A 26,936-nucleotide genomic window follows, 5' to 3' on the forward strand; every position below is an offset into this window, starting at 1 on the left:
GCAGCATCAATTTGACCCAAGCAATACCGACTTCAATCGCTCAGCCTCGAGGCTGAGCGATTGTGTTTCTGGCCAGGCCAGATAATAGCCTCTGCCGGTCGCTAACGTGCCGCCATCCAGTGACACAAGTTGGCCGGAACTCATTTCCTCCTGCAGAAGAGGAACGGTTCCGAGTGCCACCCCCTGCCCCTTCAAGGCCCTTCCGATGCTCTGGTTGTAGCTGGCGCAATGACGGGACGGCCAGTCCCTGAACGTTTGACTGCCGGTTCCCTGCATCCAACCTTGCCAATCGATCCAGTTGGGTGCCAGTCTTGGATAACTGAGCAACGGAGGTCGATTGAGGCTTTTTGCATCGTCCAAGGCTTCAATAACTTGCGGAGTACCGACGGGAACCACCACCTCCTGAAAGAGCAATTCGCACCTCCAACCTGGAAACCTGCCATCGCCATGGAGAACGACTAGATCGTGTCCGGGTCTCAAGAGATCGCCAATCTCGTCCGCCGTGATCAGGTTGAAGAGGCACGCTTCGTCGGAAAGCGCAAAATCTCTCAATTTCGGCTGAAGCCAGAAGGCTGCAAGCGTCGTTACAGAGGCGATGCGCACCAGCGAGCGCTGCTCTGCCTTGATTGCCCTCAGGGCCTGATCCAGAAAATCCAGCGTGGCGCCTGTTTTCTCCGCAAGATAAAGCCCTGCATCTGTCGGCCACAACTTCCGGCCTTCCCTTTCAAACAGTCTTGCACCCAACCAGTCTTCAAGCTGACGGACGCGTTTGCTTACTGCAGCCTGCGTGACGAAAAGCTCCTCCGCAGCTTCAGTGAAATTGCGATGGCGCATTGCTGCTTCAAAAAACACCAACGTGTCCAGTGGCGGCAATGATTTTCGATAGCTTTGCATTCCTAAAAGTTATCAACTAGCCTGAGTTTTTCCAGCATTTTCAACAAAATTTCTTCAGGTGATATTACCTAATGGATATTAGGGGACTTTCACTTTGGCAGAGTTGGATTGGCACGCAGAGCGCAGCGATTTACAAGGTCTCGCACAGCTCGATCGAACGTCGCTCAGTAGTGAGATCGATCTGGTTGCCGTTCGTACCTATCGTCAGCAGCGGGTGCGGCAGAAAATGGCCGAATATGATATCGACGCCGTTATCTTGTCTGACCCGGTGAACATCCGTTACGCAAGCGGTACACGGAATATGCAAGTGTTTTCGATGCGCAATGCAGCGTCACGCTACCTGTTGCTGACCCAAAATCGCTCGATTCTGTTTGAATTCACGGGTTGCCTGCATCTCGGTGAAGGCTATGAGACCGTCGATGAGGTTCGCCCGGCAAAAACAGCCAGTTTTGTCGCGGCCGGTCCTCAGATTGCCGAGCGGGAAAAGTCCTGGGCATCGGAGATGGCTGACATCATTCGAGAACTGGCAGGCATCAGAAACGCGACTGTCGGTTTGGAACGGCTGAACGCAGGCACTGCAATCGCACTTCGAGAGGCTGGGCTGACGGTGGTTGATGCACAGCAACCTGTCGAGATGGCCCGAGCAATCAAGTCGCCCGAAGAGATGAAATGCGTCATAGCTTCTCTGCGCGCGACGGAAGCTGGTGTCGGAAAGCTGCGCGAAGCCATTCGTCCAGGCCTGACCGAGGCAGAGCTGTGGTCGGTGCTCCACAAATCCATCATCGAACAAAATGGTGACTATATCGAAACGCGGCTGCTTAACGCCGGTTCACGCACCAATCCATGGTTCCAGGAAACTTCCACAAATGTGATCGGCGAAAACGAGCTGATCGCTTTGGATACCGACGTTGTCGGTTGTCACGGATACTATTCGGATTTTTCGCGCACGTTTCACTCCGGCCCAGACCGTCCGTCTCGGCAACAGCAAGATCTTTACAAGGTCGCCTATGAGCAGGTTCATTACAACATGAGCATCTTGAGGCCCGGAATGACGTTTCGCGACTATGCGGATAGAGCCTGGAACATCCCCGCGAAATACTATGCCAACCGTTACTACCTGTCTGCACATGGGTGCGGCATGACCGGTGAATACCCTTATCTCTATCATCACGGTGACTTTCCAGATGCCGGATATGACGGCCTCGTCGAACCAGGCATGACGCTTTGTGTTGAAAGCTTCATTGGCGAAGATGGCGGCGCTGAAGGTGTGAAGCTGGAACAACAGGTCCTGATAACAGAGACCGGAACTGAGACACTTTCACTGTTTCCGTTCGAATCCAGCCTTCTTGGAGACTGCCAGGCCGGCGCTGCATTGACCTGAGCCGGCCCTTCCAAGCTCCGTCTCTCACACTTCTTTGCAGAATGATTTCCTGTTGCCCTCTAGGCAATTCCGACAAGACACCCTATTTGATCGTAAGATTGCGATGGTTTCCGTTTTCAGTCGGAACCCCGAAGATCTGAGCACACAACAGTCAATTCCGTTCCGGAGGCCATTTTCACATGAGCGACTCTTCCGAATACACGCCGCCAAAAGTCTGGACCTGGGAGCAACCCAGTGGCGGCCAATTCGCCAACATCAATCGACCGATATCGGGTGCCACACAGGAAAAAGACCTTCCCGTCGGCAAACATCCCTTGCAACTGTATTCGCTTGCCACTCCGAACGGCGTGAAAGTGACAGTCATGCTGGAGGAGTTGCTTGAACTCGGACACAAGGGTGCGGAGTACGACGCCTGGCTCGTTCGCATCAATGAAGGTGACCAATTCACCAGTGGATTTGTCGGCGCCAACCCGAATTCCAAAATACCCGCTCTCATGGATCACAGCACGCAGACGCCGACCCGCGTCTTTGAATCGGGCTCGATATTGGTCTATCTCGCTGAAAAGTTTGATGCTTTCCTGCCAAAAGATCCTGCCACGCGCACGGAGACCATGAACTGGCTCTTCTGGCAGATGGGATCAGCTCCCTATGTCGGCGGTGGCTTTGGTCACTTTTATGCCTATGCTCCGGAAAAGTTCCAGTACCCGATCGACCGCTTTACCATGGAAACCAAGCGGCAGCTCGATGTACTCGACAAGGCTCTCGCTGAAAGGCCGTATATTGCAGGCGATGACTATTCAATCGCCGATATAGCCATTTTCCCCTGGTATGGCGGCCTGGTACTTGGACGGCTCTATGATGCCGCGGAGTTCCTTGCGGTCGACGAATACAAACATGTGAAAGCCTGGGCAGAGAAGATCGATGCGCGTCCTGCCGTTGCGCGCGGACGCCGGATCAATCGTGTTTGGGGCGACGAAACGGAACAGGTCCCGGAACGCCATGATGCATCCGATCTTGACCTCAAACCGGCTGCCGAAGCGGCAGCGGAGTAAGCATCTGAGTTCACCGCGTCCCCTGAAAATGGGGTCGCGGTGAAAAATGTCATACTCATTGCCCTGTAATGAGCCCGACGGCCCATAGATTGCGCAGCGCAAAAAAATACTAATCAACTCGAAATTCTTAGTAATTCGGCAAAGGAATTGCGTTGTCGGCAACGACGATTTCTCAATTCCCCGCCTGCGCCGCTCGATAAAGTTTAGCACCTTTCATAAAGCTGCGCGGATTTACCGCCCAATTCTAAGGCAATCGCACCTTGTCATAAGTAGTTTTTTTGTTTCTATATGCGCTGCACACATGCATGCCTGCGGTGCATCGACATCCACAATGTCTGATCGCGTGGGCAACCTTACGATTGGCCTCTCCCGGTCACCATCTTGGAGCGACATATGTCAGAAGCGCTGATAATCGGCACACCGAAGGAAACCTTCCCCGGGGAGGCCCGTGTGGCCATGACCCCGGAATCGGCAAAGCAACTCCAGAAACTCGGCTATTCTTGCGTGATCCAGAGTGGCGCAGGCAAAGCGGCAGGGTTTTCGGACGAAGCTTACAAGGACGCCGGTGTCGAGGTTATCAAAACCGCACCAAGCCTCTGGAAACGATCCGATATCGTCTCCAAAGTCCGCCAGCCGGATGACAAGGAGCTCGGCTACCTCACCAAAGATAAAACCCTGATTTCCTTTTTCAATCCCGGCGGCAACGAAGCCGGGATGGAAGCCGCCAAGGTCAAGGGTGCCAATGTTATTGCCATGGAAATGGTGCCCCGCATTTCCCGTGCCCAGAAAATGGACGCACTCAGCTCCATGGCGAATATCGCCGGATACAGAGCCGTTATTGAAGCCGGCAACAATTTCGGCCGCTTCTTCACCGGGCAGATCACAGCGGCAGGTAAAGTTCCTCCCGCAAAGGTCCTTGTTGTCGGCGCCGGTGTGGCTGGTCTTGCTGCCATCGGCACCTCGACCTCTCTTGGCGCGGTAACTTATGCCTTTGACGTTCGCCCGGAAGTCGCCGAGCAAGTTGAATCCATGGGTGCTGAGTTCGTCTACCTGGATTTTGAGGAAGAACAGCAGGATGGTGCTGCCACCGGAGGCTATGCCAGCGTCTCGTCACCGGAGTTTCGGGAAGCACAGCTTGCCAAGTTCCGCGAACTTGCTCCCGATATGGACATCGTCATCACCACAGCGCTGATTCCGAACCGGGATGCGCCGAAACTCTGGCTTGAAGACATGGTCAAGGCCATGAAACCGGGCTCGGTGATTATCGACCTTGCCGCAGAACGCGGCGGCAATGTCGAAGGCACCGTCAAGGACGAAAAAGTCGTTACAGACAACGGTGTTACCATTGTCGGTTACACGGACTTCCCTTCACGGATGGCCTCCCAGTCGTCGACACTATATGCCACCAACATTCGCCATATGATGACCGATCTGACACCGGAAAAAGACGGTCAGATTGCCCATAATATGGAAGATGACGTCATCCGCGGCGCCACAGTTACCTATGAAGGTGAAATTACCTTCCCGCCGCCGCCGCCCAAGGTTCAGGCAATTGCGGCAAAATCGAAGGAAAAGCCGAAGGAACTGACACCGGAAGAAAAACGCCAGCAGGAAGCTGCAGCATTCAAGGCGCAGACGAAGCAGCAGGTCACGTTGCTCGCAGTTGGCGGTCTGGCACTGCTTCTGGTCGGTCTTGTGGCACCGGCAAGTTTCATGCAGCACTTCATCGTCTTCGTGCTTTCGGTCTTTGTCGGGTTCCAGGTCATCTGGAATGTCAGCCATTCGTTGCACACACCACTCATGGCGGTGACGAACGCGATTTCCTCGATCATCATTCTCGGAGCCCTGATGCAAATCGGGTCCGGATCCTTCCTGGTTATCCTGCTTGCCGGCGTCTCCATCTTCATGGCGGGGATCAACATTTTCGGCGGTTTCCTAGTCACCCGGCGCATGCTCGCCATGTTCCAGAAATCTTAAGGAGGCCGAACGATGGAATTCGGTTTTACGACTGCCGTCTATGTTGTCGCGGCTGTTCTTTTCATTCTGTCTCTTGGCGGTCTTTCGGGTGAAGAAAGCGCAAAGCGTGCGGTTTGGTATGGCATTGCCGGTATGGCACTGGCCGTTGTCGCGACACTGATTGGCCCAGGTTCCGGCCTTTGGCTTCTGTCTGTTGCGCTAATCGCCGCAGGCGGCATCATCGGCTACTACGTCGCCCAGCGCGTCCAGATGACCGAGATGCCTCAGCTTGTTGCAGCAATGCACTCGCTGGTGGGTCTTGCAGCCGTCTTTGTCGGCTTCAACGCCTATATCGAACTCGTGCGTGTCAACGGCATGAGCGAAGAAGAACGCCACGCGCTGGAAGGCTTTGCCGCGATCCTCGCGCACAAAACGCCGATTGAGCAGTCAATCCTGCGCGTTGAGGTTTTCCTGGGTGTCTTCATTGGTGCGGTGACCTTCACAGGGTCAGTCATTGCCTTCGGTAAGCTGGCAGGAAAAGTCACATCGAAAGCTGAAAAGCTTCCCGGCGGTCATATGCTGAATGCGAGCGCGGCTGCTCTCAGCTTCATTCTGCTCATCCTGTTCCTGAACGGTGCCGGCATCTGGACGCTGATCCTGATGACTTTGCTTGCGTTCTTCATCGGATATCACCTCATCATGGGCATCGGCGGTGCCGATATGCCGGTGGTGGTGTCGATGCTGAACTCCTATTCAGGCTGGGCAGCTGCCGCCATCGGCTTTTCACTCGGCAACGATCTGCTGATCGTCGTTGGCGCTCTTGTGGGCTCCTCCGGCGCGATCCTTTCCTACATCATGTGCAAGGCGATGAACCGCTCTTTCATCTCCGTGATCCTTGGCGGCTTCGGCAACACGACCGGTCCTGCCATGGAAGTCGAAGGCGAGCAGATCGCCATCGATTCCGACGGTGTTGTTGCAGCGCTCGACGATGCCGACAGCGTCATCATCGTCCCGGGCTACGGCATGGCGGTTGCCCAGGCACAGCAGTCGGTCAGCGAGTTGACCAAACGGCTGCGTGGCAAAGGCAAAGACGTTCGATTTGCAATCCACCCGGTTGCCGGCCGCCTTCCCGGCCACATGAACGTACTCCTGGCAGAAGCCAAGGTACCTTATGACATTGTGCTGGAAATGGACGAAATAAACGAAGACTTCCCATCGACGGACGTGGTCATCGTTATCGGGTCCAACGATATCGTCAATCCGGCGGCACAGGACGATCCGAACTCACCAATCGCAGGCATGCCGGTGCTGGAAGTCTGGAAAGCCAAACAGGTCTTCGTTTCCAAACGCGGCCAGGGCACCGGATATTCCGGCATCGAAAACCCGCTTTTCTTCAAAGACAATACGCGGATGTATTACGGCGATGCGAAGGCCAGCCTCGACAAGCTGCTGACGCAGATCGGTTAAGATCATCAAGACAGACAACCCCGGCCGCGGGCCGGGGTTGATCGTTTCAAGGCTACGAAAGTGAGCTGTAGCCAGGCGTTCTATTGCCGGGTGTACGACACTCCGTTCTGACCACTGCTATTGGTCCACGTGAAGGAATTCGGGCCGGTCACGAAGATCCTGTGTCCGGAAGCAGAGTTGTACTGACTGGCACCACTGCGGATATAGCGGGAGGTCTTGCCTTCCACATCACCACCAGCCATCCGCGTGATCACGATCTCATTTGCAGAAGCGTTGACGCGTTCGATCATCGGACGTCCGTCTTTCCACACGCCGAAATATAGCCCGCTCTGCAAGGCAGGAGCATATTGGGCAAACATCAAGTCCCCTCTTGGACCCGTGTGCCCTGTGCAAATCATCTGGCTGCCATGGGCCGCGCAGAACTGAGCAGGGGCCGCCGTCGCAATCGCCGGCAGTCCAACGACAGCTCCAAGAAGGCATAGTGCGGCCAACGCGGCGCTGAGCATTTGTCTGCGCCTTGCAACCAGGGACGTTCTTTCACAAAGGATTTTCAAATAAAGGTTTGGCATCTTCTCAATCTCTCTCTTTTCAGCAATGCACGAGCCTGCTTCAGCTCGAAGCGCGGTGAGCGCCATGAAAAAGAGGTAAGATCCGTTCCCCCAAGCCCCCATGAGGTAAATCCCCCAATGTGTTCAGCAGTGGTGAGCGGTGATGCCGATCCGATTTCCAGACAGCAGGAAGCCGCCCACGAGGGGCGGCTTCTTTTTTGGACGGGTCTGCTGCGCAGTTAGCCGTATTTCTTGATTTCACCGGATTTCAGACGGCTCAGGTAGCTGTTGACCTCCCGCTTGACGATCGGCATCAGCGCATAAAGTGCGATGATGTTGACAACAGCCATTGCGAAGATCGCCGCGTCTGAGAAGTCGATCACCGGACCAAGGCTCGCTGCCGCTCCGATAACAACGAAGATGCAGAAGATAACCTTGAACACAAGCTCCTTGGTCTTGCCTTCACCGAACAGGAAGGTCCAAGCCTTCAGGCCGTAGTAGGACCAGCTGATCATTGTCGAGAAAGCAAACAGGACAACTGCAATTGCGAGGATGTACTGGAACCAGCCGAATGAAGATGAGAAGGCCGCCGATGTCAGAGCAACACCTGAGTTGCCGTCAACAGTCTGAATAGCGGTTCCGCCTTCATTGAGGAGGTAGAGACCCGTTTGCGGATCGGAAACCAGCTGACCGGTGATGATGATCACGAGGGCTGTCATCGTACAAATCACGACGGTATCGATGAAAGGCTCCAGAAGCGATACGAAGCCTTCGGTGATCGGTTCCTTTGTTCTCACGGCCGAGTGTGCAATCGCCGCGGAGCCGACACCGGCTTCGTTGGAGAATGCTGCCCGTTTGAAGCCCTGAATAAGCGCTCCGACAAAGCCGCCGGCAACACCAAGACCTGTGAACGCCCCTTCAAAGATCTGCCCAAATGCCCAACCAATCTTGTCGGCATTCATCAGAATGATAACCAATGCGGTGATGACATAAAGAACGCCCATGAACGGCACGACTTTTTCCGTTACCGAGGCAATGGATTTCAGACCGCCAACGATGACCGCAAAGACGATCGCTGCAAACACCAGACCAGTGATCCAGCCCGGATAGTCGCCAACGACATTTGCGATCTGGGCATGAGCCTGGTTGGCCTGGAACATATTTCCGCCACCCAGTGAACCGAGAATGCAGAATATCGCGAACAGGATAGCCAGAATTTTGCCTGCAGGCAGGCCACGTTCCTCAAAACCCTTGGTCATGTAGTACATCGGGCCACCGGAAACGGTGCCGTCGGAATACTCATTCCGGTATTTGACGCCGAGCGTACACTCGGTGAACTTGGAGGCCATTCCCATGAGGCCTGCAAGGATCATCCAGAAAGTCGCCCCAGGTCCACCGATGCCAACGGCAACAGCAACGCCAGCGATGTTTCCTAGCCCAACCGTGCCGGAAAGCGCTGTTGCAAGCGCCTGAAAGTGACTTACCTCACCCGCATCATTCGGGTCGGAGTAATCGCCTTTGACCAAAGCTATTGAATGCGGGAAAGCCCGGAACTGAATGAAGCCGAAATAGATTGTAAAGATGGTCGCGGCAATCACCAGCCAGGCGACGATCCAGGGAAAGGACGTTCCCGGAAAGGGGCTGAAGATGAAGCTGACGAACCAGCCGGTGGAACTTGCAAAAATTGAATTGATCTGTTCGTCAATCGATTGAGCCATCGCCGGTGCGGATACGCAGAGCGAGGCGAATGCGGCCAGAACCGCAGCGCTGATGTTTTTCATATGTGTTTCGCCTTCCAAGATTTACGGAACGATGGTGACCGGGACAGGCGCTGCCTGTGCCAGACTTCCGGCAACGGACCCGAAGATGCGGGACGATAATTTGGAGTGGCCAGTACGGCCGATCACGAGGTGATCCACTCCATCTTCTTCCGCAATCTTGATGAGCGTTTCTGCGATGTGGCCGTAGCGCAGCTCAGAGACAACCTCGAGCCCGGTACCAGCCAGCTTGGTCAGAACGGGTTCCAGAACGGCCGTTTGCGCTCGCTCCAGTTCCTCGGTCCGCCTCGCGTGCCGTTCTTCAATTTCCGTAGGTGTCAGGAAAGTATAAGGCGACCACTCGAGCACATGGGCAACCACGAGCCCCGCCCCCCCCGCCTTTGCCAAACCAACCGCGAACTCCACTGCGTTCATGGCGTTTTCGCTGCCGTCATATCCGACGACGATCCTCTTAGACATGATTATTTTCCCCTGTCGTGCGGCGTTTTGCCGTAGTTAAATTTAGCCAGCACGCAATCATAAAAGTTCTCGAATTTCGGCGAAATTAGGATATTTTATGAATAATTATCGAAATTAGCCGGAGTTTTCGGAATTTTTCTCATGGATGCGATTGATCAGAAAATTCTTACAGCCTTGCAAATTGACAGCCGCATCTCCATGGCCAAGCTTTCTGAACAGGTTGGGCTGTCCCTTTCGGCCTGTCACCGACGGGTCAAACTGCTGGAAGCAAATGGCGTGATTTCTGGCTATACGGTGCGGCTGGAGCGAAGTGCCCTGGATCTGGAGATCCAGGTCTTCATTGAAGTCAAACTGACCAGCGCGCGCACCGACGACATTACCGCCTTCGAAAGCGCGATCGCGAAAATGCCTGAAATACTGGAATGTCACCTGATATCGGGTGAGTTCGACTATCTCATTCGACTTGTTGCGAAAAACACGGCCGCTTACGAGAAGCTCTACCGAAACAGGCTCTCGCAAATCCCGTCAGTGTCGCAAATGAAGACACTGCTCAGTCTCAGCACGGTGAAAGAGTTTCGCGGCCTCTATCTGGAGCCGTAAAAAAGCAACGTCTGCCCAGCGCTCCGCTTCAGAGCGATTGCGGGTATGCCAACGCTTGACGCGCTGCAGTCTGTCTTAGGACGACCGGGTCAGATTGCCGGGCCGGGTGTCAGGCCGCTTACCTTCTCGACAATCGAGACGGCGTCGATGCCAAAGTGACGATAGAGATCCGAGATCGTTCCGGTTTGACCGAAATGCTCCACTCCGAGCGGGATCGTCTGATGCCCGATTACGCCACCAAGCCAGGCAAGCGTCGCCGGATGTCCGTCGATAACAGTGATCAGCCGACAATGGGACGGCAATTCGCCCATGAGCTTTTCAATATGCGATCTTGCACCGGAATTGCCGCGAGACCGAGCTCGCTGCGCAGCAGTCCATCCCGCATTCAAACGATCCGCGGACGTAACACTCAAAACACCGACATCGCGCCGGTTTCCAGCAAGCAGCCCAGCTGCCTTGATGGCCTCGGGGGCAACAACGCCCTGGTAGGCGATCACCACTTCGCAGTTCGGCCCTGGCTTGCGCAACCAGTATGCGCCATCGATCGCACCTTGCCTGAATTCGTCATCTGCCCGGTTGACCGGTTGCTCAATCGGATTGGTAGAGAGCCTCAGATAGACCGAGCCACCGGTTTCGTCGCGAAGCCAGGTGCGCTCGTCCGGATCCCCTTCCCCATCCCGCTGCATGTAGTCGAAAGACCATTCCATGATAACGGCCAGTTCGTCAGCAAAGGCCGGCTCGAAAGCTGCTATTCCATCCTGGCTCATACCGATCAGCGGTGTTCCGATTGATTGATGTGCGCCCCCTTCCGGAGCCAGCGTAACCCCGGACGGCGTGCCGACAATCATGAAGCGGGCATCCTGGTAGCAGGCGTAGTTGAGCGCATCGAGTCCTCTGCAAACAAATGGATCATAGACAGTCCCAATCGGGATCAATCGCTCGCCAAAGAGCGAATGCGACAAACCAGCTGCGCCAAGCAGCAAGAACAGGTTCATCTCGGCAATGCCAAGTTCGATATGCTGACCTTCCGGCGTAAACTCCCATTTGGCAGTCGATGGAATCCGGTTCTCGATAAAGGCGTCGGCCATGGCGGTGCGAGCAAAGAGTTTGCGACGGTTTACCCAAGGCCCGAGATTGGTGGTGCCCGTCACGTCCGGAGACGTGGTTACAATCCGCCGTGCCAGTTCGCTGTCACCTTTCGACAGATCATCGAGCACTTTGCCAAAAGCCATCTGGGACGAGATTTCCCGGTCTGAATTGAGTTCAATTGACGGCACATCGACCCTGTCAGCGGTGAAACGCCTAGACCCTTTGGCAAAGAACGGGACCTGTTTCAAAAACGCCTGGAGTGCAGCGACATCTTCAACCCCAGCAAAGCGCTCCCATTCTTCTCCTTCACTGACACCCATATGATCCTGCCATGCAGACATTTGGGTCTTGTTCATCAAGCCGCCATGGTTGTCCTTGTGGCCCGCAATCGGTGTGCCCCAGCCTTTGATCGTATAGGCGAGAAAACATGTCGGACGGTCGTGATCGATTGCATCAAAAGCGGCCGCCATTGTCTCGGTGCAGTTGCCACCGAGATTTTCCATCAAAGCGGCAAGCCCGTCATCGGAACGTCTGTCGATGAGAGCGCTCACATCGCCCTGGTCGCCAAGGTCATCCATGAGCCGCTTGCGCCAGACAGCGCCCCCCATGAAAGTCAACGCCGCATAGTCCTGGTTGGAACAGGCATCTATCCATTGCTTCAGCTTGGCACCGCCCGGCTCACTGAATGCTGCCTGCTGCAGAGCTCCGTATTTGACGCGGACGACATCCCAGCCAAAGGCGTCGAAGATCTTCTCGACCCTGTCAAACAATCCCTCCCGGACGATTCCGTCCAACGACTGCCGATTGTAGTCAATGATCCACCAGCAATTTTTGAGATCGTTTTTCCAGCCTTCCTGAAGTGCCTCGTAGACATTGCCTTCGTCCAGCTCGGCATCGCCGACCAATGCCACCATGCGCCCCAAGGTCCGATCCTTTGACCAACCCTTCGCATCTACAAAATCTTGAACAAGGGAGGCAAACGACGTGATCGCGACGCCCAAACCGACGGAACCGGTTGAGAAGTCGACATCATCGATGTCCTTCGTGCGGGACGGATAGGACTGGACACCATGGAACCCCCGGAAATTCTTCATTTTTTCCAGATCTTGATTGCCCATGAGATACTGGATCGCATGAAAAACCGGTGAAGCATGCGGTTTGACAGCAATCCGATCTTCAGGACGTAGTGCTGAAAAGTATAGCGCCGTCATGATCGATACCATCGACGCCGAACTTGCCTGATGCCCGCCAACCTTGATCCCGTCAGCCTTTGGTCGAACATGATTGGCGTTGTGGATCATCCAGTGCGACAGCCACAGTAGCCGCTGCTCGATCGTCTTGAGATGTTCCGTCTTCGTTTTCATGCCGGTTCCGTCCATTTCTCGTTTGACGACCAACCTAACGGTCGGTTCGAGCTGGTTTCTTGCTTTTTCGTAGTCACAGAGGTTAGAAAATAGACACTTTCGCTAGAAAAATTGGAAACTATAATGACTTCCGTCAACCTTGATCAGTTTGATATCCAGATCCTGCGCGAATTACGCGCGAATGGGCGTATTTCCATACAAGATCTGTCAGAGAAAATCGGTCTTAGCCCAACACCGGTCGCGCGCAGGCTGCGGCATCTGGAAGAAAACGGTGTTGTCACCGGATATTGCGCCCTGATCGACGAAATGAAATTGGGCTACGAAGTATCGGTGTTCGTTTCAGTCCAGCTGGACAAACAGGTCGATGTCAGCCTTGAGCGTTTCGAGACTGCGATCCAGGGTTTTCCCGAAGTAGTTGATTGCTGGCTGATGACTGGCAATCGCGACTACCTTCTGCGCGTCGCGACCACCGGTCTGGCCAGTTTCGAGACCTTCCTGACAGGCAAACTCACCCGTGTGCCAGGCGTGGCGAACATTGAAAGCTCCATCCCGCTTCGCCGGGTGAAGTCCGCTGTTGCCCGCACACCTTGACCCTCAGGCTGCTTCAGCCACGGTTTCGCTCGGCAGCGCCTGCCGTAAGTCTTCCAGAATGTCGTCAACCTCTTCCAATCCAACCGAAAGACGAACCAGTCCATCGCTGATGCCATGCGCAGCGCGTTCTTCAGGTGTGTAAGTCGAGTGGGTCATGGACGCCGGATGCTGGATCAGTGTTTCTGCATCCCCGAGCGACACCGCCCGCTGGATCATCTTCAGAGCATTCATCATGTTGGTACCGGCATTCAATCCTCCGGTCAGTTCGAAAGCGATCATGCCACCGGGCTGCCGCATCTGGGTCTGTGCAAGATCATGCTGCTCAAAACTCTCAAGCCCCGGGTAAAAAACCTTGGACACTGCGGCCTGCGCCTCCAGCCAACGGGCCACTTTCATCGCCGATGAGGAGTGCCGGTCCATGCGCAATGCAAGCGTCTTCAGGCCTCGCAAGACAAGCAGAGCGCTGAATGGTGCCATGACAGCACCCGTCATATCTTTCATACCGACAAGACGGATCTCCTGGATTTGCTCCTGCGAGCCGACCACGAGACCGGCAACAACGTCTCCATGACCTCCCAGGTACTTGGTGGCCGAGTGCAGAACAATGTCGGCGCCCAGTTCAATGGGCCGCGTCAGGTAAGGGGTTGCGTAGGTGTTGTCGACAATCACGGTCGCGCTTGCCTCATGGGCAATATCGGAAATCTTCTCGATGTCGACGAGACGCATATTTGGGTTTGCCGGTGTTTCAAAATAGACGATCCGCGTCTTGTTCGAGATCGCAGCTCGCAGTTTCTCCGGATCGGTCATGTCGACGTGCGAGATCTTGATGCCGAACCGGGTCAAACCGTGGCGCATGAATGCAAATGTGCAGCCGTAAAGCGTCTCATCCACGATGATTTCATCGCCAGGCGAAACAAGTGTCCAAAGGGTTGCTGTGATCGCCCCCATGCCGGAAGACAGTGCCAAACCGGCTTCCGCACCCTCAAGATCGGCAATCCGACGCTCAAGAAGATCAAGGGTTGGATTTGAGATACGGCTATAGATATGACCGGGCCGCTCGCCTGCAAACATTTCGCCGCCAGCTTCTGCGGTCTCAAAGACAAATGTGGAGCTCAAGTGAAGCGGCGGCGTGAGCGATCCTTCGTTGTCCGAAGGCCGGTAAGCGTGGTGGATCGCTCTGCTGGCAAAACCCTTATACATGCTCATATCATTCTCCCGAGTTGCTTTTCAGCAGCTTAGGAAAGATGGGCGGGCATTTGATTTCAAAATATGCTAACTTTGAACGTCATATTAGCATAATCTGCCAGAGACGATGCCCATGGACGCAAAAGACCGTCAAATTATTCGAGCGCTGCAAGGTGACGGGCGCATGACCAACCAGGACCTCGCGGACACCGTCAATCTTTCGCCGTCCCCTTGCCTGCGCCGCCTTCGCAATTTGGAAAACTCAGGCGCGATCCGCGGTTTCATGGCCGACGTGGATGCATCTGCATACGGATTGCCGATTACCGTCTTTGTCCGCATACGGCTGGAGCGTCACAACGAAGAAGACGTTCAGCGTTTCGAGCGGCACGTTCAAACAATCCATGAGATTCTGGAGTGCCATGTCCTGACCGGAGCTATGGATTATCAGTTGCGTGTGGTGGTCTCCGACCTGGAGGCCTATGAAACCTTCATTCGAACACGCATCCACCCAATCGGAGGCATTGCCTCGATCGACACAAGTTTCGTCTATGGAACGGTGAAAAAAACCGCCGTCTTTCCGCAACTGGATTAACGCAAAGACCGCCCGTCTTCCGCGAATAGGTGAACTTTCTGCGGATCGATGAAAAGGCCTATCGGGTCGCCGGTATTGACAGGCACATGTCCATGTTCGCGCACAAGAAACGCTCCGATCCCGTCGACCTGGACATGGATATTCGTGTCTGAGCCGAGATGCTCAACCAGTTCGGCTTTTCCGCTGAATTGAGCGGCTTCCGATCCTGCCACGTGAATGTGCTCCGGGCGTATTCCAAGTTCACTCACGCCAGAAGAAGGCACCTCCCCTTCAACCTGGATTCTGGTGCCGCTGGAAAGTGCAATGCTGTCGCCCTTGGCTTCGGCCCGATGCACATTCATGGTCGGTGACCCGATGAATTGTGCAACAAACTTGTTGGCAGGTCTCTCATAAAGGTCGAGTGGTGTTCCGACTTGCTGGATGTCGCCCGCATTCAGAACAACAATCCTGTCCGCAAGTGTCAGTGCCTCTACCTGGTCGTGCGTTACATAGATCATCGTGGCTTCAAGGCGTTGGTGAAGGCGTGCAATTTCAAGACGCATCTCGACACGCAAGGCCGCATCCAGATTTGACAAGGGTTCATCGAAGAGAAAGGCGCTTGGGTCTCGAACGATTGCGCGGCCCATTGCTACGCGCTGACGCTGGCCGCCCGAAAGCTGTTTTGGCAAGCGTTCCTTCAGGCCAGTGAGACCCAGTGTCTTCGCCGCGCCCTGAACCTTGGACCGACGCTCTTCCGCGGCGGCTTTCCGGATTTCAAGGGAAAAGCCCATGTTTCGTGAAACGTCCATATGTGGATAGAGCGCATAAGATTGGAACACCATGGCCATGTCGCGGTCGCGGGGTGGAACCTCGTTCATGCGCCTGCCATCGATGGTGAATTCGCCACCCGTGATCGGTTCCAGGCCGGCGATCATCCGCAGCAAAGTGGACTTGCCACAGCCGGACGGGCCGACCAGCACAATAAACTCGCCGTCTTCAATCGTCAGGTTAATGTCGCGCAGGACTTCAACAGATCCGTAGGATTTGGCGATGTTTTGCAGTTCAATGCGGGCCATTTTGGGCTCCTATCCTTTTACGGCACCAGAGGTGAGCCCCTGGACCAGATAGCGCTGAATGAAGATGAAGAAGAGGCAGGATGGCACAAGCGCCAAGACACCGGCGGCCATCATCTGCCCCCAGTCGACCGAGAACTTTGAGACGAACGTCAAAAGCCCGACAGGGAATGTCATCGTATCGTTGGAATTGATCAACATCAGCGCAAAGAGCAATTCGCTCCATGCCGCAGTGAAGATGAAGCCAAGTGTTGCTCCCAATCCCGGCAGCGTCAGAGGCAGAATGATCTTGCGCAGCGCTTCAAACCTCGTGCAGCCGTCGATCATTCCGGCCTCCTCCAAGTCCTTCGGAATGCCGTCGAAGAAGGACTGCATCAGGAATGTGGCGAAGGGCACATTGAAGGCGGTATAGACGATGATCAGGCTTGTCAGTGAGTTCAGCAATCCGACTGCAGCCACGATCTTGTAGATTGGGGCAATGATCATCAGAAGCGGAAACATCTGGGTGATCAGCATAAGCGCAATGACCAGGCGCTTGCCACGGAAGTCAAAGCGAGAAAAGGCATAGCCTGCCGCGGCTGCCACACATGTGGTTATGGCCGCTGTACCCAGGGACACGATCAGGCTGTTCTTGAAATAGGACAAGAAGTCGGTGGCGATCAGGACAGTTCTGAAATTCTCGAACGTGAAACTGCTGGGAACCATCGCAGTTCCCTCCGAGAAGATCAGTTTGTCCGGTGTCACCGCGATTTTTGCCAGCCAGTAAAGCGGGAAAAGGGCAAAGGTCAGATAAAAGGCCAGAGCCAGATATTTCCCGGTCACGGCCAAGGGTGAGGACTTGCGAAGCGCACTCATAACAAACCTCAGATCTTGACCAGTCTGCGGCGCAGAACAAGCAGGATGACAGCGTAGATCAACAGAAGAGCCAGCAAAGCAACAGCAATAGCCGACGCGTATCCGAAATCGAGCTTTCGGAAAGCCGTTGTGAAGATGTATGTCGATAGGATCTGCGTGGAGTTGGCAGGACCTCCACCGGTCATGACAAAAATGAGATCAGCGAAATTCGCGATCCAGATCGTTCTCAGCATGACGGTGATGGCAATCATAGGCGCCAGGAATGGCAAGGTGATCTTGGTAAAACTTTGCCAGGCTGTCGCGCCGTCAATTTCAGCTGCCTCATAGAGTTCGCCGGGGATCGACTGCAACGCAGCCAAAAGCGTGATGGCAAAAAACGGAACCCCGAACCAGACATTCGCAGTGATCGGGCCCCACATTGCAAGGTCGGGATCACCTAGGATGTTGAAAGGCTCAGACAAGATGCCGAGCGCGGCCAGCCAGTGCGGCAACGGGCCAATCGTCGGATTGAACAGCCAGGCCCAGGTCAGGGCCGAGAGAAAAGTCGGCACTGCCCACGGCAGAAATACGAGCGCCTGAACCAGGCGTTTGCCGTAGAAACGGGTATTTAGGAGAAGTGCCAGCCCCAAACCCAGAAAGAACTGAAAGAAGATCGACCCAAGGGTCCACCAGAAGGTGTTCTTCAGCGCCAGCCAGAATTTCCTGTCCGACCAAAGCGCCTGAAAATTTTCCGTTCCGACCCAGCCTGTTTCGAACGGGCGCAGCAGCGATACGGATTGAAAGGCATAAGACACTCCGATAACCAATGGCACCAGCATCACCAGTGCAATTAGCACAAATGCCGGCGCAATATAGAGATACGGTTCGACCAGGTATCGGAAATAGAAAGAAGGCCGCGCCCGGGGTTTCCCGGGCGCAGGTGTTGCAGTCGACATCATTGTGCAGCTTTCCAGCGGGCATATTCTTCGGTCAGAAATTCAGCCCATTTGTCAGCGACTTCCTGAGCGCTGATTTGACCTAACAAAGCCTCCTGACTGCTTTCCAAGGCGATGGAATCTGCAAAATATCCGAACTGTTCCAGGTAGGTCGGCATAACCGTTGGAACATACTGGTCTCCGTTCAGGGTATCGAACCAGCCCTTGAACTGTTCGGTCTTGAAATATGGATCTTGCTCAGCGCCCTCATGGATCGGGATAACGCCCACACGCTTTGCCCATTCCTTGTTGGCCTCCGGGCTTGCCAGATGCGCAATCAACTTCCAGGAAAGATCCTCATTAGACGTTGTGTCGAACATTGCCCAACCGGCGAAACCGATTGTCGGGAAAGCTTTACCTGCCGGCCCGACCGGCATGGGAACAACAGCAAAATCGTCGGCCTCCATGCGCTCGGCCACTGCAATCAGGGCATCAGGGTCCTGATCAAGAAATGCGCAAGTTCCCGAATAGAAACCGGCCACAATCTCATTAAACCCCCAACTTACGGAATCCTTCGGTGCATATCCGTTCTGGTAGAGATCAATCAGGAATTGGATCCCTTCCACCGAACCCGGCTGGTTGAGCGTGCTCTTGCCGTTTTCGTCAAAGAAGGTGTTATTGCCGTTCATGGTGGCGGCCATCATGATCCAGCCATTCAGGCCACCCGGCCCGCCACGAAGACAATAACCATACTTGCCATCAAGCTCGGACACCGCCTTGGCCGCGGCCATGAAATCGGCCATGGTCTTCGGCGCTTCGCCCACACCCGCCTCTTCCAACAGTTTTTTGTTGTAGAACAAGGCGCGGAGGTAGAACCCGTAGGGGATCATTCGCACGGTTTTGCCGTCTGTCTGCCGCCCCATGTCGATTGTCTTTTGGGTCAGCGTTTCACCGTGTTCCCAGTCAGCAATCCGGCTGTTCAGATCAACCAGCTTGTCCTTGTAGATACCGGCCCAACGATCCGGCATTTCGACCACGTCAGGAATGTCTCCCCCTGCAACCATGGTCGCAAACTTTTCGAAGGCCTGCCCCCATGGCAACGACACGATTTCCACTTCAGTTCCAGGATTGGCGGCTTCGAATGCCTCAACCTGTTGCTGCAGGACCTTGGTTCGCTCCGGACTGGTGATCACTTCCACCAGTTTCAGGCTTTCCGCGCTCGCCGCTGAACTCGCCATTATGGCAAGTGCGCTAATAGCTCCTATCAATCCCCTCATGATCAACTCCACTGTTTCGGGTTTCGTTTTTGGATACGCCGCTTATCGGTGGGCGCTTGTGCTCAGGGCCGCTTCGAAGTCAGCCCAAAGATCATCGGGGTCTTCCAACCCCAGGCTCAGACGAACAATCCGGTCGGAGACGCCAAAGCGTTGCATTGAATTTTGTTCGCCCGCCTGTTCGAGGGCGATTTTTGTCGGCAGGACCAAGCTCTCAAACCCGCCCCAGCTCACGCCAAGACGAAACAGGTTCAAGGTGTCTGCGAATGCGGGAATGTCCACGGCACCATCGAGTTCCACCGACATCAGGCCAGAGCGACCGGTCAGTCCTGGAACAACATTCGGGCCGGGCGAAAGCACTCTTTTCACAAGCGGGTGCGCAGACAGCTTGTCAACGAATTGATTTGCGGTGGCCTGGTGTTGATGCATCCGCGCTGTCAGCGTTCTTAGTCCGCGCGTGAGCAAGAAGGCCTCAAATGGCGCCAGTTTGCCACCCAACAGCGCGAGCGACAGCTCACGGATCTGGTCAATCAGGTCCTGCCTTGCAACCACGACACCCGCGACCGTATCTGAGTGGCCTGAAAGATATTTCGAAGCGGAGTGCAATACGATGTCGATGCCGAGCGTCAACGGCTGCTGGAAAAGCGGTGTTGCCCAGGAATTATCGATCATCGTGAGCGTTTGATGACGTTTGGCATGGGCAGCGACGGCCGGAAGATCCATTGCCTCAAAAACAACTGTGTTCGGGCTTTCCAGATAGGCAAGACGCGCACCTGCAAGCAGATTTTCATCCGTCTCGAATGCCTCTACAGAATGATAGGTCACCTCAACGCCGAACGGGCGGAGCAGCTTTTCGAAGAACCGGTAAGCATCCGGATAGACATGCTCAACACAGGCGATCCGGTCGCCGGGCTTCACAAATGCGATGACGGCAGAAGAAATCGCAGCCATACCGGAAGCAAAGGCAACCGCTGCCTCCCCTTCTTCTGCCTTGGCGATCAGGTTTTCGAATGCAGAGACCGTGGGGTTCTGGACACGGGTGTAAAGCGGATCATCGGACCGCCCCGCCATCCGCTCCGCGAAAGCATGGTAGTTGTCAAATGTGAATAGTGATGTCTGCATGATTGGCGGCGTTACAGCCCCACCAAAATCGGTTGCAGCGGCAGCAAGTAGCGTCTGAATGGAATAATTTCCGGGCACAGAGTCAGCCATCGTGTTCCTCGGAAAAATTTTGAGTTGCAGTACACACCATATCGATGATGGTCGCTGTCAGTTCTGCCGCCCTATCCTCATCTCCGGCAATGATCGCGTCGGCAAGCGGACGGTGAAGTGGAATGGTCTCCTGGCCCAGATGAGGCGTCCCAAATGGCGTTTCGTAAATGTCGTGAAAGGCTTTCTGGATCTGCTCGATAAACTGCTTGAAGAGCGGATTTCCAGTCGCCTCGTGAATGGCATTGTGAAATCGGCTGTCGGCGGGCCGCCAGTCTTCGCCGACTTCGTAAATTGCCATCAGCTCCGCTGCCCGCGCGCTGATGATCCGACGCTGCTCGGGCGTTGCAAGCCGGGTCGCGATTCTCACAGCCTCTATCTCGAGTGGACGACGCACCTGCTGCATTCGCAAGAGGCTTTCGGCTTCGTGCTTGATCGTCAGGGCAACCCGTAGCGTGTTTCTGGATATCTCGGAGATCAGGCGGGTGCCGGCCCCTTTGTTCCGGCTGACGACCCCCATGCTTTCCCAGGTCTTCAAGGTTTCGCGGATGGTCGAGCGACCAAAACCAAGTCTTCGAACCAACTCAAGCTCGGGAGGCAGCCTGTCTCCAACCTGCAGCCCTTCGTCTTCGATCAATCTGATGAGAGCTCTGGGCACATCACGAGGACCGTCTTCTCGGTCTGCGTCGATATCAGCGTGCACTTTCTTTGGGTCTGCCGACATGAGTCGATGCTGCCTTTTCTCGTTCATTGATAAGCAAAGCAACTTTGTCAGACATAATACGAACTATGTCTGACATTGCAAATTCTTTGTCTGACATAGTTTAAATTTTGTCGGACAAAGAATTCTTGCCTAGCGAATGAACGGCAGAAAACCGGCCTTTTGCCATCAAAATGGCTGAAGCAAAAACAAGTCGGGTATTTATGAAATACAATGAAGCTTGCGCAGAATCGTTCATCGCCGGACCGAATGGCACCAGCGCATTCATGCGCAGACTCGATTGGATCAAAGTGTTGGTGGAAGACCTGAGGCCAGGTACAGGACCGTCAAATCAGATACAGCGCCCCCCATCGACCTCCATAGCGACACCCGTAACCATGCCGGCCTCATCCGAACATAGGAAACACGCAGCGTTGCCCATGTCCTCCGGCGTCGAGAAGCGGCCAATTGGAATGGTCGACAGGAACTTGGCGCGAATTTCAGGGGTGTCCTCGCCCATGAAACTTTTCAGGAGCGGTGTTTCCCCGGCAACCGGACAAATCGCGTTGACCCTCACCCCGGCGGGAGCCAGTTCCACGGCCATTGTCTTGGTTGCTGTAATCATCCAGCCCTTGGAGGCATTGTACCAATTGAGCTTCGGGCGCGGGCTCAAACCCGCGGTCGAAGCCACATTCAAGATAGCGCCCTTACCGGCTGCGGTCATGACGGGAACCAGGTGCCGGGCTGTCAGATAAACCGACTTGCAATTGACGGCCAACACCTTGTCAAACTCGTCCTCCGTCACATCCTGCATTGGCTTTGGAAGATGGGTAATGCCAGCATTGTTGACCAGGATATCGACCCGCCCGAGGTTGGCCAGCGCGGTTTCGGCAAGCGATTGAACGCTTTCGTTGCTCGCGACATCGACCTTGACTGCCTGACCACCGGTTTCTTTTGCGACATCCTGCGCGAGATCCAAGTTCAGATCTGCAATCAGAACACTGGCACCTTCGGCCGCAAATTTACGCACAATTCCGGCTCCAAAGCCTGAGGCACCGCCCGTTACGATTGCCGTTTTTCCCTGAAGTCTCATATGCGCGTTTCCTTCAAATTCGATGTCTCGCCTGGCATGGCTCAGCCATGGTAGGCAGCGACGGTTTTGAGCGACGTGAAGCCATAAAGGGCTTCAAATCCCTTTTCCCGGCCATGGCCGGACTTGCCCATTCCCCCGAACGGAAGTTCAACACCTCCACCCGCTCCGTAGTTGTTGATGAACACCTGGCCTGTCCGAATTTTCTTAGCCATGCGCATCTGTCGCGCACCGTCGCGTGTCCAGATACTGGCGACCAGGCCATAGTCAGTGCCGTTGGCAATCGCAGTCGCTTCATCTTCGGTGTCGAAGGGAATGATCACCTGGACAGGACCAAAGATTTCGTCCCGTGCCAAGACGTGAGAGGGATCGACCCCTGCAAAGAGCGTCGGCTTGACGTAATTGCCCTCGCCAGGTGCGTCCAGAAACCGTCCCTCTGCGACCTTCTCCAGATCGGCACCACGATCCAGGAAACTTGAGACGATGCCCTGTTGTTTTGCTGAAATGAGAGGACCGACATCAAGGTCCGCCAATGCCGGTCCCACTTTCAAGGCACGGTACTTTTCAGCCATGCGCTCAGCGACTTCAGCCAAACGGGATCTTTGCACCAGGATGCGCGACGATGCTGAACAGGTCTGTCCGGCGTTCTGGATCCCCGCATTCACAAGAAATGGCAGGGCAGCCTCAAGATCCCCGTCTTCGAAGAAGATCTGGGGCGACTTGCCGCCAAGCTCCAACGTCACGGGAACGACATTTCTTGCGGCAGCCATCTGGACTTGAACACCCGTTGCCACGGATCCTGTAAAACTGATGTGCTGAACATTCGGGTGGGCTGTGAGCGCAGCTCCGGCCTCAGACCCAAGACCTGGCACCACATTCAACGCCCCCTCCGGAAGACCAGCTTCCCTTGCAAGATCGGCAAAAGCCAGCGCAGTGAGACAGGCATCCTCCGCCGGTTTCAGGACGCAGGCATTTCCAACTGCCAGGGCTGCGCCAACCGACCGTCCTATGATCTGCATGGGATAATTCCACGGCACGATGTGGCCCGTAACCCCAAAAGGCTCACGCAAGGTGTAGACTGTATAACCTTCCAGATAGGGGATGGTCTCGCCGTGGAGCTTGTCGGCGGCGCCGCCGTAAAACTCAAGATAGCGGACGAGAGCGACCGCATCATTGCGCGCCTGTTTGAGCGGTTTTCCGACGTCCAGTGCCTCAATGCGAGCCAGATCCTCGATGCGATCCTCTACCAGTTTGCCGAGGCGAAACAGAAACCGGCCACGTTCGGCAGCCGTTGTTCTTCCCCAATCGCCTTTGCGCGCTTCATGAGCTGCCGCAACTGCTGCATCGATGTCAGAAGCCCTTCCTCGAGCGATCGCCCCTATCCGTTCACCATTTGACGGGTTCATGAGCGGGAGGCTGTCGCCACTCGCACAGGAGATCCATTTTCCGGCGATCAAGCACTTTTCAGGGTCAAACCAGAGATTCAGGTTTTCAGTCATCATTCCTCCTCACACGGCACCGACCGGCAGAACCGGCGCCGCGGCGACAAGCTGTTTCGTATAGTCGTGACTTGGATGATCGAAGACCGCATCTGTCGGCCCGTCCTCAACGATCTCTCCCGATTTCATCACCAGCACCCGATCGGTAATGGAGCGTACGACGCTCAAGTCATGAGAGATGAAGAGATAAGTCAGATTGAACCGATCCCCGAGATCAGCAAGAAGGTCGAGCACCTGGGCACGCACCGAAACGTCCAGGGCGGACACCGCTTCATCCAGGATGATCAGGTCTGGTTTGATGATCAAGGCTCGTGCGATCGCAATGCGTTGGCGCTGACCACCACTGAACTCGTGAATGTACTTGTGCCGGTCTTTTGCGCCCAGACCAACGCTCTCCAGTGCTTCAACGACAGCGTCTTCTCGTTCCTGCCCGCGAAGAGGTGTCTGAAGCAGGTGAAACGGCTCACTGACCAGCTTCTCAACGCGCCAACGCGGATTGAAACTTCCGTATGGATCCTGAAAAACCACCTGCATTCGCCGCCGCACATCCTTGTTGGCGTGGTGGTGGGTGTAGACCGGCTGACCGTCAAAAAGAATCTCGCCACCCTGCACTTCTTCCAGTCCGAGAATGGCTCTGGTCAGCGTCGATTTTCCGCAACCGGATTCGCCGACAAGACCCAGGCTTTCACCGCGCTGTATTTCGAAGCTCACGTTATTGACGGCCCGAAAATGCGTTGTTGCTCCCCACCAGCCGTGAACATGTTGCTGATAGTCTCGCACGACATTGCGAACCTGGAGCAGCGAGGTCTCGTGTTTCTCCCCAACCCGGTCCGGCACGTGGCTTGAAGCTTCCAGCAGCGCTCTTGAATAGGGATGCTGCATGGCACCGAAAAGCGCTTGAGCGGGACCGCTCTCCACCACGTCGCCCTGCTGCATGATCACCAGGTCATCAGCAAGGTCGGCAACGACTGCCAGATCGTGACTGATCAGCATCAGACCCATGTTGTCTTCCGCTACCAGGCGCTTCAACAAATCCAGGATCTGCGCCTGTGTCGTCACGTCGAGCGCCGTTGTCGGTTCGTCGGCAATCAGCAGCTTTGGTTTCAGCGCAATTGCCATGGCAATCACCACACGTTGGCGCTGACCACCGGAGAGTTCATGTGGGTAGCGCGACAGCGGAAACTTTTCTTGCGGCAACTCTGCTCGTTGCAAAGCTTCTGCCGCACGCTTCGTCGCTTCCGCTTTCGATACGTTCTCATGCACCAATATCGTTTCAGCGACTTGTGCGCCGATGGTCTGCAATGGATTGAGAGCGGTCATCGGTTCCTGAAACACCATGCCAACGTCCCGGCCTCTGATGCCGCAAAGTTTCGGTTCGCTGCAGGTAAGGATATCCGTGCCGCTCAGCCTGATGCTTCCGGTGCACTCAGTCCCGTTGGGCAAGAGCTGCAACACACTGAAAGCGGTGATCGACTTGCCGGATCCGCTCTCACCGATCACGCCCAGAATACGCCCGGGGTCGACGTTAAGCGACACGTCCTTGAGGATGGGTGTGCCATGGATCGTCAGCGAAAGGCGATCGATCTTGAGAAGGGTCACGTTCTTGCCCTCCTCAGTTTGGGGTCGAGAAGATCGCGCAGACCGTCACCCAGAAGATTCAGTCCAAGAACAGTCAGGAGAATGGCCAGTCCGGGAAACAGAGCCAGATGCGGCGCAAAGGAAATCATTGTCTGGCTGTCTGCCAGCATACGGCCCCAGCTGGCGGTAGGCGGTTGAGCACCGAGGCCAACATAGCTGAGACCGGCTTCAGCAAGGATTCCCAGCGAAAACTGGATGGTACCCTGAACAATCAACAGGTTGGCCACGTTTGGCAAGATGTGTTCGATGGAGATGCGCGCCTGTCCCTTGCCTGCAACCCTGGCTGCCAGAATGTATTCCCGGCTCCACAGCGTGAGCGCTGCGCCGCGCGTCAGCCGAGCGAAAACCGGGATATTGAAGATACCGATTGCGATGATCGCATTCAGCGCCGATGCCCCGAATACAGCAGTAATCATCACGGCGATCAGAAGGCTTGGAAACGCAAAGACGAGATCATTCATCCGCATGATGACCTCATCCAGCAACCCGCCCTTCCGTGCAGCTGCTGCCAGGCCCAGTGGAACACCGGCAATCATGCCGATGCCGACAGCCACTAATGCAACGGCAATCGACGTTCTTGCCCCCACCATGATCATGCTGAGGATGTCGCGTCCGAACTGGTCGGTACCGAGGGGATGGGCAAGGCTCGGGGTCTTTAATTTCTCGGCAATATTCAGAATGGTCGTGTCGTATGGAACCCAGGCCAAGCTGATGAGGGCTGCAGCTGCAAAGACAGTTGTCAGAATGATCCCCGGTAAAAACGAACGATTGTGGAACAGAAGGCTCATTCAGCGACGCCTCCGCAACCGTGGATCAACAAGCGCGTAGGCAAGATCCACGGCGAAATTCACAACAATCACCGCAAAGACGAGCAGCATCACAACGCTTTCGACCACGATCAGATCGCGCGCGCTGATCGCCTGAAAAACAAGACGCCCTAGGCCTGGCAGATAAAAGACATTCTCGATAATGATCGCGCCTGCCAGCAAGAACGAGAACTGTAGGCCCATGATGGTCAGGACTGGGATGAGCGCGTTGCGCAGCGCGTGCCGCCACATCGCCTGGGCACGGGTCAGCCCCTTTGCGCGAGCTGTCCGGATGAAGTCTTCACTCAATGTGTCCAGCAAGCTGGATCGCATGACACGGGTCAGGATGCTTGCCTGAGGAAGCGCGAGGGCAATTGCCGGCAATGTCAGCGATTTCATCCCGGCAAGAAACCCTGCATCCCAGCCGGCAAAACCACCGGCGGAGAACCAGCGCAAATTGATGGCAAAAACCAGAACCATCAGCATTGCGAACCAGAAATTGGGTATTGCCACGCCAAGCTGGGTCGCCCCCATGACGCCGGTATCGACAAAGGAACCTCGGCGCGATGCCGCCCAGATACCGGCGGGGAAAGCAATCAGCGTACTCAAGGTCAGTGCGTAAAGTGCGAGCGGCAGCGAAACCCAGAGCCGGTCTCCGATCATCTCCGCAACAGGCGTTCTATAAGTATAGGAAACGCCAAAATCACCCGTCAGGAGACCTCCTGCCCAGGAGAGATAACGTTCCAGGATCGTTCCGTTCAGGCCGAGCTGCTCACGAAGCGCATTCAGCGTATCTTCCTGCGCGTTCAATCCGAGCATGTATGCAGCCGGATCTCCCGGAACAACTTCCAAAACCAGGAATATGACCACTGACGCCGCAACAAGGCTGAGCGCAAGAGACAGCAGTCTTTTCAGAAAATACCGCAGCATGACCCCGTCACAC

The 26,936-nt window shown here is 55.2% G+C and carries 24 protein-coding genes; 7 read left to right on the plus strand and 17 right to left on the minus strand.

What is annotated here, in order from left to right; translation table 11 throughout:
- Positions 1-6: 6 nt before the first annotated feature.
- Positions 7-852, minus strand: a complete 846-nt coding sequence (locus K1718_RS19165; protein WP_265681176.1) for a LysR family transcriptional regulator — start codon at positions 850-852, stop codon at positions 7-9.
- A gap of 136 nt (positions 853-988) precedes the next feature.
- On the opposite strand from K1718_RS19165, the gene K1718_RS19170 reads away from it, so the two are divergent.
- From K1718_RS19170 to K1718_RS19185, 4 genes are all read left to right on the plus strand, one after another.
- Positions 989-2,275, plus strand: coding sequence for a M24 family metallopeptidase (locus tag K1718_RS19170; protein WP_265681175.1), 1,287 nt, complete (start codon positions 989-991; stop codon positions 2,273-2,275).
- A 179-nt stretch (positions 2,276-2,454) separates the two neighbouring features.
- Positions 2,455-3,327 carry a glutathione-dependent disulfide-bond oxidoreductase gene (yghU, locus tag K1718_RS19175; RefSeq protein ID WP_265681174.1) on the plus strand — a complete coding sequence of 291 codons (873 nt, stop codon included), beginning with the start codon at positions 2,455-2,457 and terminating at the stop codon, positions 3,325-3,327.
- Positions 3,328-3,732: 405 nt separating this feature from the next.
- Entirely contained in the window at positions 3,733-5,304 is a 1,572-nt protein-coding gene (locus K1718_RS19180; RefSeq protein ID WP_265682521.1) for a Re/Si-specific NAD(P)(+) transhydrogenase subunit alpha, read from the plus strand.
- A 12-nt stretch (positions 5,305-5,316) separates the two neighbouring features.
- Complete coding sequence (locus K1718_RS19185) at positions 5,317-6,750, plus strand: NAD(P)(+) transhydrogenase (Re/Si-specific) subunit beta (protein WP_152502484.1); 1,434 nt, start codon at positions 5,317-5,319, stop codon at positions 6,748-6,750.
- An 80-nt stretch (positions 6,751-6,830) separates the two neighbouring features.
- Here the strand turns inward: K1718_RS19185 and K1718_RS19190 are convergent, their stop codons facing one another.
- From K1718_RS19190 to K1718_RS19200, 3 genes are all read right to left on the minus strand, one after another.
- Entirely contained in the window at positions 6,831-7,256 is a 426-nt protein-coding gene (locus K1718_RS19190) for a hypothetical protein (protein ID WP_265681173.1), read from the minus strand.
- Between the two features lie 281 nt (positions 7,257-7,537).
- Entirely contained in the window at positions 7,538-9,079 is a 1,542-nt protein-coding gene (locus K1718_RS19195) for an alanine/glycine:cation symporter family protein (RefSeq protein ID WP_152502486.1), read from the minus strand.
- A gap of 21 nt (positions 9,080-9,100) precedes the next feature.
- Complete coding sequence (locus K1718_RS19200; RefSeq protein WP_152502487.1) at positions 9,101-9,535, minus strand: universal stress protein; 435 nt, start codon at positions 9,533-9,535, stop codon at positions 9,101-9,103.
- Between the two features lie 141 nt (positions 9,536-9,676).
- On the opposite strand from K1718_RS19200, the gene K1718_RS19205 reads away from it, so the two are divergent.
- Positions 9,677-10,135 (plus strand): Lrp/AsnC family transcriptional regulator, encoded by a 459-nt coding sequence (locus K1718_RS19205; protein WP_152502488.1) that lies wholly within the window; start codon positions 9,677-9,679, stop codon positions 10,133-10,135.
- Positions 10,136-10,224: 89 nt separating this feature from the next.
- Here K1718_RS19205 and K1718_RS19210 read toward each other — a convergent pair whose 3' ends face one another.
- Positions 10,225-12,588 carry a transketolase-like TK C-terminal-containing protein gene (locus tag K1718_RS19210; protein ID WP_265681172.1) on the minus strand — a complete coding sequence of 788 codons (2,364 nt, stop codon included), beginning with the start codon at positions 12,586-12,588 and terminating at the stop codon, positions 10,225-10,227.
- Between the two features lie 123 nt (positions 12,589-12,711).
- Between K1718_RS19210 and K1718_RS19215 the strand changes: the two genes are divergently transcribed.
- The gene (locus K1718_RS19215; protein ID WP_152502490.1) at positions 12,712-13,179 is read left to right on the plus strand and encodes an Lrp/AsnC family transcriptional regulator; all 468 of its coding nucleotides are present in this window, start codon (positions 12,712-12,714) and stop codon (positions 13,177-13,179) included.
- A gap of 3 nt (positions 13,180-13,182) precedes the next feature.
- Here the strand turns inward: K1718_RS19215 and K1718_RS19220 are convergent, their stop codons facing one another.
- Entirely contained in the window at positions 13,183-14,385 is a 1,203-nt protein-coding gene (locus K1718_RS19220) for a methionine gamma-lyase (RefSeq protein ID WP_152502491.1), read from the minus strand.
- Between the two features lie 112 nt (positions 14,386-14,497).
- Between K1718_RS19220 and K1718_RS19225 the strand changes: the two genes are divergently transcribed.
- Positions 14,498-14,956, plus strand: coding sequence for an Lrp/AsnC family transcriptional regulator (locus K1718_RS19225; protein ID WP_152502492.1), 459 nt, complete (start codon positions 14,498-14,500; stop codon positions 14,954-14,956).
- Here K1718_RS19225 and K1718_RS19230 read toward each other — a convergent pair.
- The 11 genes from K1718_RS19230 to K1718_RS19280 form a co-directional block, all read right to left on the minus strand.
- On the minus strand, positions 14,953-16,011 hold the full coding sequence (locus tag K1718_RS19230) for an ABC transporter ATP-binding protein (RefSeq protein ID WP_152502493.1): 1,059 nt from the start codon (positions 16,009-16,011) through the stop codon (positions 14,953-14,955). The genes K1718_RS19225 and K1718_RS19230 overlap by 4 nt on opposite strands.
- A 9-nt stretch (positions 16,012-16,020) precedes the next feature.
- Entirely contained in the window at positions 16,021-16,863 is an 843-nt protein-coding gene (locus K1718_RS19235) for a carbohydrate ABC transporter permease (protein ID WP_152502494.1), read from the minus strand.
- An 8-nt stretch (positions 16,864-16,871) separates the two neighbouring features.
- Positions 16,872-17,798 carry a carbohydrate ABC transporter permease gene (locus tag K1718_RS19240; protein ID WP_209007057.1) on the minus strand — a complete coding sequence of 309 codons (927 nt, stop codon included), beginning with the start codon at positions 17,796-17,798 and terminating at the stop codon, positions 16,872-16,874.
- Complete coding sequence (locus K1718_RS19245; RefSeq protein WP_152502496.1) at positions 17,798-19,054, minus strand: ABC transporter substrate-binding protein; 1,257 nt, start codon at positions 19,052-19,054, stop codon at positions 17,798-17,800. Before K1718_RS19245 ends, K1718_RS19240 begins: the two co-directional genes overlap by 1 nt.
- 42 nt (positions 19,055-19,096) lie before the next feature.
- Positions 19,097-20,263 carry an aminotransferase class I/II-fold pyridoxal phosphate-dependent enzyme gene (locus K1718_RS19250; protein WP_152502497.1) on the minus strand — a complete coding sequence of 389 codons (1,167 nt, stop codon included), beginning with the start codon at positions 20,261-20,263 and terminating at the stop codon, positions 19,097-19,099.
- Entirely contained in the window at positions 20,256-20,984 is a 729-nt protein-coding gene (locus K1718_RS19255; protein ID WP_265681171.1) for a FadR/GntR family transcriptional regulator, read from the minus strand. Before K1718_RS19255 ends, K1718_RS19250 begins: the two co-directional genes overlap by 8 nt.
- A 328-nt stretch (positions 20,985-21,312) precedes the next feature.
- Positions 21,313-22,053, minus strand: coding sequence for an SDR family oxidoreductase (locus K1718_RS19260; RefSeq protein ID WP_152502499.1), 741 nt, complete (start codon positions 22,051-22,053; stop codon positions 21,313-21,315).
- A gap of 41 nt (positions 22,054-22,094) precedes the next feature.
- Complete coding sequence (locus K1718_RS19265) at positions 22,095-23,549, minus strand: aldehyde dehydrogenase family protein (protein ID WP_265681170.1); 1,455 nt, start codon at positions 23,547-23,549, stop codon at positions 22,095-22,097.
- Between the two features lie 9 nt (positions 23,550-23,558).
- Complete coding sequence (locus K1718_RS19270) at positions 23,559-25,148, minus strand: ABC transporter ATP-binding protein (RefSeq protein ID WP_265681169.1); 1,590 nt, start codon at positions 25,146-25,148, stop codon at positions 23,559-23,561.
- Positions 25,145-25,975, minus strand: coding sequence for an ABC transporter permease (locus K1718_RS19275; RefSeq protein ID WP_152502502.1), 831 nt, complete (start codon positions 25,973-25,975; stop codon positions 25,145-25,147). Before K1718_RS19275 ends, K1718_RS19270 begins: the two co-directional genes overlap by 4 nt.
- The gene (locus K1718_RS19280; RefSeq protein WP_265681168.1) at positions 25,976-26,923 is read right to left on the minus strand and encodes an ABC transporter permease; all 948 of its coding nucleotides are present in this window, start codon (positions 26,921-26,923) and stop codon (positions 25,976-25,978) included.
- Between the last annotated feature and the right edge of the window lie 13 nt (positions 26,924-26,936).

Origin of the sequence: Roseibium porphyridii, assembly GCF_026191725.2 — a bacterium.
Lineage (GTDB): Bacteria > Pseudomonadota > Alphaproteobacteria > Rhizobiales > Stappiaceae > Roseibium > Roseibium porphyridii.

Bases quoted from the DNA above. Each gene is read 5' to 3' on its own strand.
- yghU (WP_265681174.1), top strand. From the start codon at position 2,455: ATGAGCGACTCTTCCGAATACACGCCGCCAAAAGTCTGGACCTGGGAG.
- K1718_RS19185 (WP_152502484.1), top strand. From the start codon at position 5,317: ATGGAATTCGGTTTTACGACTGCCGTCTATGTTGTCGCGGCTGTTCTT.
- K1718_RS19190 (WP_265681173.1), bottom strand. From the start codon at position 7,256: ATGCTCAGCGCCGCGTTGGCCGCACTATGCCTTCTTGGAGCTGTCGTT.
- K1718_RS19195 (WP_152502486.1), bottom strand. From the start codon at position 9,079: ATGAAAAACATCAGCGCTGCGGTTCTGGCCGCATTCGCCTCGCTCTGC.
- K1718_RS19200 (WP_152502487.1), bottom strand. From the start codon at position 9,535: ATGTCTAAGAGGATCGTCGTCGGATATGACGGCAGCGAAAACGCCATG.
- K1718_RS19205 (WP_152502488.1), top strand. From the start codon at position 9,677: ATGGATGCGATTGATCAGAAAATTCTTACAGCCTTGCAAATTGACAGC.
- K1718_RS19210 (WP_265681172.1), bottom strand. From the start codon at position 12,588: ATGAAAACGAAGACGGAACATCTCAAGACGATCGAGCAGCGGCTACTG.
- K1718_RS19215 (WP_152502490.1), top strand. From the start codon at position 12,712: ATGACTTCCGTCAACCTTGATCAGTTTGATATCCAGATCCTGCGCGAA.
- K1718_RS19220 (WP_152502491.1), bottom strand. From the start codon at position 14,385: ATGAGCATGTATAAGGGTTTTGCCAGCAGAGCGATCCACCACGCTTAC.
- K1718_RS19225 (WP_152502492.1), top strand. From the start codon at position 14,498: ATGGACGCAAAAGACCGTCAAATTATTCGAGCGCTGCAAGGTGACGGG.
- K1718_RS19230 (WP_152502493.1), bottom strand. From the start codon at position 16,011: ATGGCCCGCATTGAACTGCAAAACATCGCCAAATCCTACGGATCTGTT.
- K1718_RS19235 (WP_152502494.1), bottom strand. From the start codon at position 16,863: ATGAGTGCGCTTCGCAAGTCCTCACCCTTGGCCGTGACCGGGAAATAT.
- K1718_RS19240 (WP_209007057.1), bottom strand. From the start codon at position 17,798: ATGTCGACTGCAACACCTGCGCCCGGGAAACCCCGGGCGCGGCCTTCT.
- K1718_RS19245 (WP_152502496.1), bottom strand. From the start codon at position 19,054: ATGAGGGGATTGATAGGAGCTATTAGCGCACTTGCCATAATGGCGAGT.
- K1718_RS19250 (WP_152502497.1), bottom strand. From the start codon at position 20,263: ATGGCTGACTCTGTGCCCGGAAATTATTCCATTCAGACGCTACTTGCT.
- K1718_RS19255 (WP_265681171.1), bottom strand. From the start codon at position 20,984: ATGTCGGCAGACCCAAAGAAAGTGCACGCTGATATCGACGCAGACCGA.
- K1718_RS19260 (WP_152502499.1), bottom strand. From the start codon at position 22,053: ATGAGACTTCAGGGAAAAACGGCAATCGTAACGGGCGGTGCCTCAGGC.
- K1718_RS19265 (WP_265681170.1), bottom strand. From the start codon at position 23,549: ATGACTGAAAACCTGAATCTCTGGTTTGACCCTGAAAAGTGCTTGATC.
- K1718_RS19275 (WP_152502502.1), bottom strand. From the start codon at position 25,975: ATGAGCCTTCTGTTCCACAATCGTTCGTTTTTACCGGGGATCATTCTG.
- K1718_RS19280 (WP_265681168.1), bottom strand. From the start codon at position 26,923: ATGCTGCGGTATTTTCTGAAAAGACTGCTGTCTCTTGCGCTCAGCCTT.